This is a genomic window from Paenibacillus sp. FSL R5-0810 (assembly GCF_038002285.1).
In the GTDB taxonomy this organism is placed as follows: Bacteria; Bacillota; Bacilli; order Paenibacillales; family Paenibacillaceae; genus Paenibacillus_AQ; species Paenibacillus_AQ lactis.
Window position 1 is genome coordinate 4,401,126 of record NZ_JBBOCF010000001.1, and the last position, 12,070, is coordinate 4,413,195.

General features: G+C 52.1%; 11 protein-coding genes and 1 riboswitch. Of the genes, 4 read left to right on the forward strand and 7 right to left on the reverse strand.

Features of this window, described 5'->3' with window-relative positions; translation table 11 throughout:
* From MKX76_RS19605 to MKX76_RS19625, 5 genes are all read right to left on the reverse strand, one after another.
* The gene (locus MKX76_RS19605) at positions 1–624 is read right to left on the reverse strand and encodes a cytochrome (ubi)quinol oxidase subunit III (RefSeq protein WP_028407358.1); all 624 of its coding nucleotides are present in this window, start codon (positions 622–624) and stop codon (positions 1–3) included.
* Positions 621–2,468: a cytochrome c oxidase subunit I gene (gene ctaD, locus MKX76_RS19610; RefSeq protein ID WP_341035064.1), complete on the reverse strand. Its 1,848-nt coding sequence runs from the start codon at positions 2,466–2,468 to the stop codon at positions 621–623. The genes MKX76_RS19605 and ctaD overlap by 4 nt, the downstream gene beginning before the upstream one ends.
* Before the next feature lie 83 nt (positions 2,469–2,551).
* Complete coding sequence (gene coxB / locus MKX76_RS19615) at positions 2,552–3,601, reverse strand: cytochrome c oxidase subunit II (RefSeq protein WP_144869931.1); 1,050 nt, start codon at positions 3,599–3,601, stop codon at positions 2,552–2,554.
* A 402-nt stretch (positions 3,602–4,003) separates the two neighbouring features.
* Positions 4,004–4,753 (reverse strand): type I methionyl aminopeptidase, encoded by a 750-nt coding sequence (map, locus tag MKX76_RS19620; protein WP_007130414.1) that lies wholly within the window; start codon positions 4,751–4,753, stop codon positions 4,004–4,006.
* Positions 4,754–5,051: 298 nt separating this feature from the next.
* Entirely contained in the window at positions 5,052–5,240 is a 189-nt protein-coding gene (locus tag MKX76_RS19625; protein ID WP_007130415.1) for a hypothetical protein, read from the reverse strand.
* A 338-nt stretch (positions 5,241–5,578) separates the two neighbouring features.
* Here MKX76_RS19625 and MKX76_RS19630 point away from each other — a divergent pair, with 338 nt between their 5' ends.
* The 4 genes from MKX76_RS19630 (at position 5,579) to MKX76_RS19645 (ending at position 9,550) form a co-directional block, all read left to right on the forward strand.
* Entirely contained in the window at positions 5,579–6,616 is a 1,038-nt protein-coding gene (locus MKX76_RS19630; RefSeq protein WP_007130416.1) for a serine hydrolase domain-containing protein, read from the forward strand.
* A 92-nt stretch (positions 6,617–6,708) separates the two neighbouring features.
* On the forward strand, positions 6,709–6,984 hold the full coding sequence (locus MKX76_RS19635) for a hypothetical protein (protein WP_007130417.1): 276 nt from the start codon (positions 6,709–6,711) through the stop codon (positions 6,982–6,984).
* A 166-nt stretch (positions 6,985–7,150) separates the two neighbouring features.
* The gene (locus tag MKX76_RS19640) at positions 7,151–9,106 is read left to right on the forward strand and encodes a hypothetical protein (RefSeq protein ID WP_007130418.1); all 1,956 of its coding nucleotides are present in this window, start codon (positions 7,151–7,153) and stop codon (positions 9,104–9,106) included.
* Between the two features lie 105 nt (positions 9,107–9,211).
* The gene (locus tag MKX76_RS19645) at positions 9,212–9,550 is read left to right on the forward strand and encodes a DUF4870 domain-containing protein (RefSeq protein WP_007130419.1); all 339 of its coding nucleotides are present in this window, start codon (positions 9,212–9,214) and stop codon (positions 9,548–9,550) included.
* A 140-nt stretch (positions 9,551–9,690) separates the two neighbouring features.
* Here the strand turns inward: MKX76_RS19645 and MKX76_RS19650 are convergent, their stop codons facing one another.
* Together MKX76_RS19650 and MKX76_RS19655 are read right to left on the reverse strand one after the other, a co-directional pair.
* Positions 9,691–11,049: a nucleobase:cation symporter-2 family protein gene (locus tag MKX76_RS19650; RefSeq protein ID WP_007130420.1), complete on the reverse strand. Its 1,359-nt coding sequence runs from the start codon at positions 11,047–11,049 to the stop codon at positions 9,691–9,693.
* Positions 11,050–11,092: 43 nt separating this feature from the next.
* A complete protein-coding gene (locus tag MKX76_RS19655; RefSeq protein ID WP_007130421.1) occupies positions 11,093–11,662 on the reverse strand; it encodes a xanthine phosphoribosyltransferase in 570 nt (189 codons plus the stop codon).
* 150 nt (positions 11,663–11,812) lie between these two features.
* A riboswitch (purine riboswitch) is annotated at positions 11,813–11,913 on the reverse strand.
* Positions 11,914–12,070 lie beyond the last annotated feature (157 nt).

The window sequence follows — 12,070 nt, forward strand, 5'->3', positions numbered from 1 at the left end:
TTAGCCCACCTTTCCAAGAAGGTATACGACCGAGAAGATGAACACCCATACAACGTCGATAAAGTGCCAGTACATCGCAGACACGTAAACCTTAGGTGCTGTCACGACGGTTAACCCTTTTTTGAACAGCTGAGCGATCAGCAGGCTGATCCACACAACCCCGAATGCAACGTGGGCACCGTGGAATCCGACTAATGTGTAGAACGAGGACGAGAATGCACTCGTCTTCATGTCGAACGATTCATGGGCGACATACTCATAGAATTCATAAATCTCAAGTCCAAGGAAGCCGAGACCAAGAACAACGGTAACGATCAGCCAAAGCTTCAGCTTCTCGAGATTATGCCGGTGCATAGCCTGGATGGCAAACACACTGGTCAGGGAGCTGACAAGCAAGATCAGAGTCGCTGCTGCCGTAATCGGCAGCGAGAACAGTTCGGCTGCTGTCGGGCCCTCGTTGTTCTGATGGCGCAGGGCCAGAAATGTTGCAAACAGCGTACCGAAGAGCACGGCTTCACCGCCAAGGAAGAGCCAGAAGCCCAAGACCTTATTGCGGCCCTCGAGCGTTGCCTTCTCCGGCTCGTGAGGAAGCTCTCCATTTACATGTTCAGCGTGTGCGCTCATGCTTTCCCCTCCCCTTCGAGTTCTTCAGTCTCGATGTGATAACCATGGTCATCGAATACGGAACGTGCAATCATTGCAGCGAACGTAATGACAAGACCGACGATCATAACGATGTATTTGTTAAAGATTAGGCTCATGAACGAATTCGAGAATTCCTCTGTGCTGAACATGAAGCCAAGACCCGCGATGAACAAACCAAGCGACATGACGAACGGAAGAATGCTTGGCGACGGCATGTGGATCGGGCCGAGCGGCTCCGACGGAGACATCTCCTTGTTGCCTGCCATTTTCTCTTTCCAGAAAGCGTCAAGACCGCGAACAAGCGGGATTTGCTTAAAGTTGTACTCAGGCGGCGGAGAAGGAATACTCCACTCGAGGGTACGACCGTCTTCCCATGGATCGTTCGCAACACCGGAAGGTTTTCTCGCCGTCACGACGACGTTAGCCAGGAAGAGCAATACGCCGACGCCCATCAAGATCGCACCGATTGTACTAATAAAGTTCAATGTGTCAAAGTTTTGGTTCGGCAGGTACGACACGATCCGGCGTTGCATACCGAGCAAGCCCAGGAAGTGCTGTACAAAGAACGTCAGATGGAAACCGATGGCGAACGTCCAGAACGTCCATTTGCCAAGCGGTTCGTTCAGCATTCGGCCGAACATCTTAGGCCACCAGTAATGAAGTCCGGAGAACAGACCGAATACCAAGCCGCCTACAATAACATAGTGGAAGTGCGCGACTACGAAATACGTGTCGTGGAACTGGAAGTCGGCCGGAGCCGATGCCAGCATAACCCCGGTCACGCCGCCCATAACGAACGTCGGCACGAAACCGATCGCGAACAAGTTCGCGCTCGTGAAGCGGATTTGTCCGCCCCACATGGTGAAGAGCCAGTTAAAGATCTTAATACCCGTAGGTACTGCAATCAGCATCGTTGCAATGGCGAACAATGCGTTCGCTACCGGTCCAAGACCTGTCGTAAACATATGGTGAGCCCAAACCATGAAGCCCAGGAAGGCGATCAGGATGGTCGCAAACACCATGGAGCTGTATCCGAACAACCGTTTACGCGAGAAGGTCGGAATGACTTCGGAAATGATACCGAAAGCCGGCAAAATCAGAATATATACTTCAGGGTGACCGAAAATCCAGAAAATATGCTGCCACAATACGGGGCTTCCGCCTGCCGCAACATCAAAGAAGTTCGCGCCCAGCAACCGGTCGAAGCTGAGCAATACGAGACCTACGGTAATCGCAGGGAATGCAAACAGGATCATTGCCGATGTAATGAAAGAAGTCCAAGTAAACATAGGCATTCTCATGAAGGACATTCCCGGAGCACGCATCGTGATGATGGTAGCCAGGAAGTTGATACCGCCGATCAATGTACCAAGACCTGCTATCTGCAAGCCGATGGTATAGAAGTCTACGCCGTGCGTAGAGGAATACTCAGTTGTGGATAATGGCGTATAGGAAGTCCAGCCCGCATCCGGAGCGCCGCCCATAATCCAGCTAAGGTTAAGCAATAGTCCACCGAACAAAAACGTCCAAAAGCCAAGCGAGTTCAAAAACGGAAACGCGACGTCCCGCGCGCCGATCTGAAGCGGAACCACCGCGTTCATCAAAGCGAAGATGACCGGCATGACGCCGAGGAAGATCATCGTCGTTCCGTGCATCGTAATCAATTCGTTAAATACCTGAGCCGATACCAAATCGTTCATCGGTTTGATCAGCTGCAGGCGGATCAGAATTGCTTCAATACCGCCGATACCAAAGAACAAGCCGCCCGCTATCAGGTATAATATTCCGATTTTCTTGTGGTCAACGGTTGTAAGCCAATCCATTAACCCCGAGTAGCGCTTGACGCTATGGCTATGAGCATGAGCATGAGCCAAGGTTTGTACCCCCTTTTAAAGTTCTTGCTGTATTAATAATCCAACTTATAATTGGCCAGGTAATCGGCGATTTGCTCGATCTCTTGATCGGTAAAGCCGAGATCCTTCGGATTAGGCATCGTGTTTCCAGGTTTTACAGCCTGTGGCTCCGACAGCCATTCCACCAGGTTGTCCTTCGTCGGCTTCGAGCCTGGTTCGCCGCTTATATCGTTCAGCAAGATACTCGCTACGGTCTCACGTGATCCCATACCGGTCAAGTTTGGACCCACCGATCCGCCTTGGTCGCCCACAGCATGGCAAGAAAGGCAGTTGGTCTTGAACTTCTCGGCAAGTGCCGGATCTTCTGGAAGCACAGCAGGTGCTTTAAATGCTGCTACCCAATTGTCAAATGTCGCATCATCAACCGCTTTCACCCGGAATTCCATGAATCCATGGGAAGGCCCGCACAACTCTGCGCATTTACCAATGTATGTATCCGCCTTGTCGGCAATCAGGGTCATGTAGTTGACGCTGCCTTCTGTGTTCGTATCCATCTTGCCGCCGAGCGACGGCACCCAGAAGGAGTGAAGCACATCGTTCGTTTTCAATTGGAAAGCAATTTTCTTACCTACAGGAATGACAAGCTCTTGAGCCGTCTTAACACCGTAGTCGGGATAATTAAACTCCCACCAGAATTGGTGAGAAGTAACCTCTACCTTCACTGCATCCGGATTGTTCCAGTCGTTTTCGCCGTAAGCGAACACCTTTTGAATAGTAGGAATTGCAAGCACGAGCACCAGGAGCAGCGGAATAGCCGTCCAAATAATCTCAAGCTTGTGGTTCCCTTCGACTTGCTCCGGAATCTTATCCTGTCCCTTTTTCTTGCGGAATTTAACAAGCACGTACGCGGCGATGCCAAATACAACGACCATTACGACGATCATAATCGAAATGGCCAGCTTAATTAAATCCAATTGACCCTGCGCCACCGGACCTTGAGGTCTAAGGACCGACAAATCCTCCCGGCCGCATCCGGATAACACCAAAGCAAACATGGCCAACAAGGGAAGAAGACGCTTTACAGCCTGCCACCGTTTCATCATTGATCTACCCCACTTTTCCGATTTTCGTAGACTACCATCCGGCGCAAACAGCGGTAATCTACCTGCACAATCACGGATGAAGTAATCCTGTCAATTAAAGCAATCACTTATTAAATATAAGTTCACGGGTTGCTTTTGTCAATCATTCACAGGGAGTTCACAAATTGTTCGAAAAGTCGTCAAAGTCCCGCCGTTACTGAATTTGCAATCGCTTTCACGGCTTATCTCCCATCCCGTGCCCTATGGTTCGACAATCTTCACCGGAGCTTGTACGACAACGTTCTATGCATTATATACAGTCATTTCTCCGTTTTGAATCGACCATCGAAAAGGAGGTCCCTTAAGCAAGCCATCTCCGGCCAGCAAGGTTCCTCCTATCATTATGCGATATTTTTCCGAATCTTAATCCGTCAGAACGAACGGACCTTCCTTCGTGATGGCGATCGTATGCTCATACTGAACGCCGATCGACCCGTCCGCGCTCGATATCGTCCAGCCGTCGTCCCCCCAGAATACCGCACCGGAGGACCCTAACGTAAACACCGGCTCGATTGTAATGACCATCCCCGCCTTCAGCTTTAATCCTCTGCCTAATGTGCCATAGCTGGGGACATCCGGCGGTTCATGAAGCTGCCGTCCGATCCCGTGCCCGACCAAAGACATCACGATCCCGTAGCCTTCCCTCTGCGCAACCTCTTGGATCGCATGCCCGATATTCCCCATGGCGGCCCCGGGTCTTGCCTGCTCAATTCCCTTGAATAGGGCTTCATGCGTTCGCTTCATCAGCTTCATGACAGCAGGATTGACTTGGCCAACCGCATAAGTCCAGCCCGAGTCCGCCAGCCAGCCATTCTTGTTCACGACCATATCGATCGTCACGACGTCTCCCTCCCGCAGCGGCCGGTCATCCGGAAACCCATGACACACCACCTCGTTAACCGAAGCACATGTGGCATAAGGAAATCCTTTATACCCCTTCTGTTCGGGAGTCGCCCCCTTTTTCTTTAGAAAGTCCTCTACACGCCCATCAATCTCCAACGTGCTCACGCCCGGCTTGATGTGCTTTGCAATCTCCCGGTGGCATGCCGCAAGTATGCGGCCGGCTTCCCGCATATATCCGATCTCTTCGGCGCTCTTCAGTTGTATTCTCACATCCGCCCACTCCCTTATATGGCTTCGCCAACTGCTATCAATATATGTCCGGGACAAAGCGATAATTAACCGCAGGGATGAAAAGCCTCGAATGCCTATCTTGGATGGATATTCTCTGAAGGCCCGTTCCCGTCTTATAAAAGAGCCAGCTGTGCACAGCCTTTACGGAGGACGACTTAAGCCCCAATAAGCAAAAAAACCGCCTTCGGGTAATACCCGAAAACGGTTTAACCATATACGTAGTAACAAGGTGAAACATGCTAATAGCGATATTTCTATCGTTCAGGTGCGCTAACGGTCAGGATACGGAGGAATTCATCTTCCCAAGCTCATGCTCGACGACGAGGGTGAGCTCTTCTTCATAACCTCCCATAATATGGTATTTCCGGACATACTCCTTTACAAATTTTTTCGGATCTTTAGGCCGGAAAATTCGTGTCATTTCCCGCAGACTTTCCTTAACCTCATTGTGACCTTTCGTTGCCATGATGGATCCCTCCTAAAACGTGTGGAATTAAAAAACTCCGTTTAAAGAGAATGCCGAAAAGATCTACCCCATTAATTAAAGATGAAGCCATATTGCAGTTCTTACGGTGACCATAGGTTGATATTCAGCAACTAACCAAGTACACCTGACACTATACATACCCTAGCAGCATGCATCTGAATCATTAATATATTGTATCATATTCTTCTGTTTGTTTCATCTTTCCCAAAAAAATGTTTTTTTGCCCATATTTTATGTACAGCTCCCTCATGCGTAAATTTGGTTAAGATACATACAACCATCCCTATTTCTTGTACATGAAGGAGGTCTGGAAGGACATGATGAAGCCTAAGCCGATCATGCGCGCTCCCGTCATTGCCAGCTCGCCGTTTCCAGCTGCCGAACCGGAGGAGCTCGGGCTTGCCCGCGATCCGCTGGACAAGGTGGACAGCCTAATCCGGAATCAGTATCCGAAAATGCGGAGCTTCCTGTTCGTTCATGCCGGCAAACTGTTGTATGAGCGATACTACGGCGGGCATACGGCCCAGTCATTGAACGATCTCAGGTCCGCAACCAAGAGCTTCACGTCAATCCTGATTGGCATTGCCGTTTCCCGATCCGAGCTCCCGGATCTGGATACACCGGTAACGGATGTGCTCAGCAGGTATATCCCAAGTCGGGCGCATCCCCTCCTCGGTAAAGTGACGCTTCGCCATCTGCTGACGATGACCTCCGGCTTCGCCTGGCAGACGGGCAAAAAGCTCGGGGAGCCGCTCATTCACCGCTTTCATCGCAGCCGCAGCTGGACCTCCTTCGCGCTTTCGCTCCCGATCATGGAGGAGCACATGGGCGTGTTTCAATACCGCAGCACGGACTCGCATCTGCTCTCCGTTGCCCTGACCGAGGCCTGCGGCAAAGATGCGTATGCCTATGGCAGAGCGAATCTGTTCGAGCCGCTTGGCATCGATCACGCAGCCTGGACCCCGAGCCCGGAAAGCCACAGCATGGGGCACATCGGCTTGTACCTGACTTCTAGGGACATGGCCAAATTCGGGCTATGCTGCCTGAACGGCGGACGATGGGAAGGTCATGAGCTGATCCCGGAAGGCTGGCTGAGCGAGGCTCTGACTTCTCAGGCTGAGGGATACCCCGCCTTCGGCGATTATGGATATCAGTGGTGGACGGGCACCCTAAGCGGAACTCCCTTCGCGCTGGCCCACGGCCATGGCGGTCAGCAGATCTATTTGCTCCCCAAGCTCGACGCTGTGGTCGTTTTTACGGCTGACAGCAAGGTAAGCCGTTGGCGAAATCCAAGAATTCTTCTGGAACGGCACCTTATCGGGCTCTTGCAGTCCAAATTCAACTCGTTATCCTGAAATCTCGAATGATACGGATAGTCCTCCCCGGTTCTGGTTACTTTATGCGATATGAATCATTACTAAATTTCAAGCTGAGAGGAGCATGCAACATGGCCGGCAAGGACAAAGATCTGCCACCGATTTCAAGGGATGAAGTTGAAGTAGACGGCACCTATACCAACGAATGGGGCCGGGAGGAATATTTAAAGCGCGGAGAGACCTTTCCTTTCGATCCGCAAAAAGGCTCTACGGAATGGAAGCTGTCCGAATACGATTTCGAGAACCATCACCAGGGACGAACCGATGAACGTCTCGTTCCGAAAGAGAAAGGGCCGGACAAGCAGGTCAATATCGATTCCCCGTTCCGCCACGTAGAAATCGACTGACACGGTTTATTTTAAATGAAACAAAACGATGCGGCCGATTCAGCGGCGAACAAACGAAACTGCGATGCGATATACTTCAATGAACAGACATCCGGATCCGCGGTAACTGTTCTTCCGTGAGCAGAAGCACATTCGTACTGCTCTCATGCAAAGGGTGAATAAGAATATGACAACATCCAGATGGCTTAGGCTTCTCATCCCACTGGCTGTCATCTGCGGAATATGGCTCGCCGTCGATATCAGAGGGCTTGAATATGCCTATATTCCGCCCAAAAGCAAGCTCGAAAATACTCAAGCTCTTCAAGTTCTTCTTCAGCGTAACGCAATACGCCAGTATGATATCTGGGGCAAGACGCTGACCGTTCCGGGAACCGCTCTGCAGGATCCCGATCCCCGTCTCAAGCCTGGTAACGGAGCCGTCGAGATCACAGAGGATTTACTTGCGCTCGGCAGGCGCACGCTTTACAAGGAGTCGTTCGGCAATGAAGTGTTCTTAACGGATATCGTGGGCATCATTGACGGCCCGATGAAGCTGAAAGGCATTCTCAAGGCCGTCGCCGACTTGAAAGGAAAGGGAACGGACAATCTTCAGGTTGAACTGGATGAAGACATTACGGTCGGGGGAAAAACGTTCCGCAAAGGAGATAAAATTGCCACCGGCTTCGATGTACCCAAAGGAGCCCATGCCCCGATCGGAGTCACCTTCCGGTACGTCGAGGGCAGGACCAAGCTCGGCGTCAGCTGCATGGCATGCCATGCTACGGTCAACCGGGATACCGGTAAAATTGTGGAGGGTGCTCCGAATTCCGATCTGAACCTGGGACTGCTGCTCGCGCTGGCTCCTAACAGCTCAGCCTATTTCACGCATACCGATGTAGCCAAGCTTGTGGATTATGTGAAAGACCAGAACCGGACGGTAATCAACTCCAAAGGAAAGGCAGAACCTTTGCCCGACCCGGATATGCTCGAGAAGGCCGTTGACGATAATCTGGTCAAATGGGTGCCGGGAAGCTTCGATACAACGGTGGATATGATCAGCAACGTTACCCAGATTCCCGACATGTTCACTAAAGGCGGCCACCCGTTCAGCTGGAGCGGCTTTGCCATGGCCGGCGGGTTCAGCGGGTTAAGCACCTTCGGCAACAACGTCCACGCCCAGAATACGGATACGCTCAGCCAGACCGAGGTGAGCGAGGTTCTACTCGGTATCGATAAGGAACTTTACGTCGGTACCATCTTGCAAAATGCCCCAAGCCGGAAGTTCCGCTATGACCCCAACAGCGGGCTTACACCGACCGAATTTTTCAACAAGCAGGACCCGAATCCCGGAACGCCCGGCGTTAATGAGGTCATTAAAATGCCGAACTTCCCGAAGGTATCGCCGATTGCTCCGAATGGTCTATATATCAGCTCGCCCGGCTACAGGGCAGGTGAACAGGTCACTGCCATGTCCGCTTACCAGAATACGATCCGGCCTCCGGAGACAACTAAGAAAGGTGCAGACGCCAAGACGATAAGCCTCGGGGCTGAAGTATTCAAAAAAGCACAGTGCATTACGTGCCATGCAGGCGATTATTTTACGAACAATCGCATCCTGCCGGTTAATGAGGTCGGTACCGAGCCGTCCAGAGCGAAGGCCTTTCAACGGACGAAAAAGGACTTCGGAGAAGCGCTGTTCTACGCGCCGGACACGCCTGTACCCATCCCCCCTGACGCCAAGGTGGTCAAAGTGCCGATGGAGCACATCGATCCGAAGCAGATTGCGCTTGGATTTGGGCATAACGGAAGAGGCGGCTATAAGGTGAAAGGACTGATGGGTCTGCGGTGGTCAGCACCGTATCTCCATGACGGCGGTGTGGCCGTCGGCCCCGAGCTGTCGCAGGCAGGGCTTTCCGAAACCCTTATGAAGGGAATCGAGCCGGACCCTTACAACAGCTTGAAGGCGATGATCGACCGGCGGCTTAGACAGCAGGTCATCGATGCCAACCGGAAGGATTCCCGGCTCAGGGACACCCATGTCACGGGGCAAGGCCATGAATTTTGGGTGGATGACGGCACAGGCTTTACGAAGGAGCAGCAGGATGCGCTGGTGCACTATTTGCTCAGCCTGAAAATGAAATAGGATCGGGGACAATAAGCATCATACTTTGTCCAAACCGTTCATAAGGTAAGGTATACAGCTTGACCTGCCGAAATGAACGGTGCTCAAGACAAGGAGTTGATGACATTGTCCCCTTTCAAATCGTCCACAGGACTTCCCGAGAATCTGGCTGCAACGCTCTGCTACCTGTTCCCCATGGTCGGAGGAATTCTGTTTCTGGCGTTAGAGAAAAGAAGCCGCTACGTAATCTTCCATGCGCTGCAGTCCTTAATGACCTTTGCGGTTCTGGCGATTGCACATCTGCTGTCAGGCGCAGTTCCGATTATCGGGCTGCTCGCTTCGGCTCTGCTGGCGCTGGTCGGCGTGGTGCTGTGGCTCGTGCTGATGGCCAACGCCATTCAGGGAAAATGGTACAAGCTTCCCTGGATTGGAGCCATCGCCGAAAAGCAGATGCAGCGGATTTGAGCAATCCCCGCTCTATGAAAACGGCCGCAAGCCCTGTGAACAGGGCTTGCGGCCGTTTTGCGTCATCATTTATATAAGGAAGAATTCCATGGATATCTACTAAACCGGCGCAGCCAGCCTTAGCTTAGGAGCTGCATCCTTTATGCGGCGTGCCCTTCGGCTGCATCGCCCTGCTTCATAGCAGGCTTCGTATATTTCAACCCGTTAAAGATCAGATTGAGCACGATCGCCGTCACGCTGCCGACGACGATGCCATTATCGGCAAGAATGCGGAAGTTTTCCGGCAGGCTCTCGAACAGCCCCGGCACCGTTGTTACCCCAAGCCCCATGCCGACAGAGCAGGCGATAATGAACAGATTCTCATGACGGTTCAAATCCACCTGGTCGCCCAGCATGCGAATGCCAGAGGAGACGACCATCCCGAACAAGGCAACCATAGCTCCGCCGAGAACGGATGTCGGTACAAGCTGGGTCAATGCCGCAATCTTCGGCACGAAACCGATCAGCACGAGCAGGCCGCCCGCAACGACAATGACGTCGCGCGTCTTCACGCGGCTCATTTGAATCAGGCCGACGTTCTGGGAATACGTCGTGTACGGGAACGAGTTAAAAATACCGCCGACCACAATCGCAAGACCTTCCGCGCGATAGCCCCGGGCCAGGTCCTTGGATTTGATATCGCGGTCCACAATTTTACCGAGAGCCATAAATACGCCCGTGGATTCCGCCACGCTGACAATCGCAACCAGAATCATCGTCAGAACCGGCATCAGCTTAAATTCCGGAGTACCGAAATAGAACGGCTGCGGTGCACGGAACCAGCCCGCTTCACGCAGCGGGGTCAGATCAAGCCCTCCGAACAGCGCTGCGGCGATCGTTCCGAGGATCAGGCCGAGCAGAACGGAAATCGAACGCAAGAAGCCTTTGGCAAAGCGATTCATAAGAATAATGAAAGCAAGGACGCCAAAGCCGAGCGAGATATTCAAGGCACTGCCGAAATCCTCGCTGCCTTGACCGCCGCCCAGATCATTAAGAGCTACCGGAATCAGCGTCAGGCCGATAATCGTAACGACAGAGCCCGTTACGACCGGCGGGAACACCTTGATCAGCTTGCCGAACAGGCCCGAGAAGAGAATGACGAACAAGCCGGAGGCGATGATCGCTCCATATATAGCGGACAAGCCATGCTGCTGGCCGATGATGATCATGGGACCAACGGCTTGAAACGCGCATCCGAGCATAACCGGAAGCCCGATGCCGAAATACTTATTGCCAAATACCTGAAGCAATGTCGCCACACCGCATGCAAGCAAATCGATCGCAATGAGGTAGGTCAGCTGCTCCGTCGTCAACCCAAGCGCGTTCCCCACGATCAGAGGTACAATAATGGCTCCCGCGTACATGGCAAGCACATGCTGCAAACCAAGTGAAAAGGTCTTGCCCGGATTCCGGCGTTTATCAAAGATCGGCTCCAGCACCGCTTGTTTCTGTTCTTCCATGGCTCTTGAATTCCTCCTAATTGATTGTTGTATGGCTTGTTACCTATGCAAAAGTTACTGTTCCGTCTTCAAGCGATGCAATGCGTACGAGCGATTCCACCCGGTAGCCTGCTTCCGCGAGCAGCCGTCCGCCCGGCTGGAACGCTTTTTCGATCACGATTCCGATGCCGACAACCTCGGCGCCGGCCTGCTCAACGATTCGGGCCAGGCCGAATGCAGCCTCGCCGTTGGCCAGAAAGTCATCGACGATCAGGACGCGGTCGCCCGGCTTGATGAATTTCTTTGAAACGGTAATTTCATTCGTCTCTTGCTTGGTGAAGGAATAGACTTTCTCCACGAAGATATCCTCACGGAGCGTCAGCGACTTCTGCTTCCGTGCAAAGATCATCGGCACGTCCATCTCGAGGGCGGTCATGATGCCCGGCGCGATGCCCGAGGATTCAATGGTCAATACACGGGTGACGTTCTCATCCTTGAACCGCCGCGTAAATTCCTTGCCTACCTCTTTCATGAGTACCGGATCCATCTGGTGGTTCAGGAACGAATCCACTTTCAGCACCTGTCCGCTAAGTACGATGCCTTCCTCTTTCACTTTGTTCTGCAGTAATTGCATGATGCTCCCCCTTCAATTTTGTACACATTCCAAGCACGAAAAGCCCATCTCCTTCTTTCGCCGTTATCGCCGGGAAAAGAAACAAATGGGCATAAGCAGCAATAATACGCCGAAAGCTGCAAGATGGGCCGTGGCCCTCATAGCTTGTCCGTCGCTGCCGCTGTATCCCGTAGTCCAATCATTTCCGGTGATCGGGTAGAAACATGCAGGCCAATCCCTGCACATATACGAGAACACGTATGTTCAGCATTTTGCAACAATTCAATTCCAGCCGCTCCCAAGTACAATGTCATAGGCGACCAAACCGTTTCGCTCTAATAATTGCTGATTGAAAGTCGATTTCGATTTGTGCAAAATCTGCATGGTAAGAAAAAATCAATCTCATGCTTACGTGTAATGTGATAATTC

Bases quoted from the DNA above. Each gene is read 5' to 3' on its own strand.
- MKX76_RS19605 (WP_028407358.1), bottom strand. From the start codon at position 624: ATGAGCGCACACGCTGAACATGTAAATGGAGAGCTTCCTCACGAGCCG.
- ctaD (WP_341035064.1), bottom strand. From the start codon at position 2,468: ATGGATTGGCTTACAACCGTTGACCACAAGAAAATCGGAATATTATAC.
- coxB (WP_144869931.1), bottom strand. From the start codon at position 3,601: ATGATGAAACGGTGGCAGGCTGTAAAGCGTCTTCTTCCCTTGTTGGCC.
- MKX76_RS19625 (WP_007130415.1), bottom strand. From the start codon at position 5,240: ATGGCAACGAAAGGTCACAATGAGGTTAAGGAAAGTCTGCGGGAAATG.
- MKX76_RS19630 (WP_007130416.1), top strand. From the start codon at position 5,579: ATGATGAAGCCTAAGCCGATCATGCGCGCTCCCGTCATTGCCAGCTCG.
- MKX76_RS19635 (WP_007130417.1), top strand. From the start codon at position 6,709: ATGGCCGGCAAGGACAAAGATCTGCCACCGATTTCAAGGGATGAAGTT.
- MKX76_RS19640 (WP_007130418.1), top strand. From the start codon at position 7,151: ATGACAACATCCAGATGGCTTAGGCTTCTCATCCCACTGGCTGTCATC.
- MKX76_RS19650 (WP_007130420.1), bottom strand. From the start codon at position 11,049: ATGGAAGAACAGAAACAAGCGGTGCTGGAGCCGATCTTTGATAAACGC.
- MKX76_RS19655 (WP_007130421.1), bottom strand. From the start codon at position 11,662: ATGCAATTACTGCAGAACAAAGTGAAAGAGGAAGGCATCGTACTTAGC.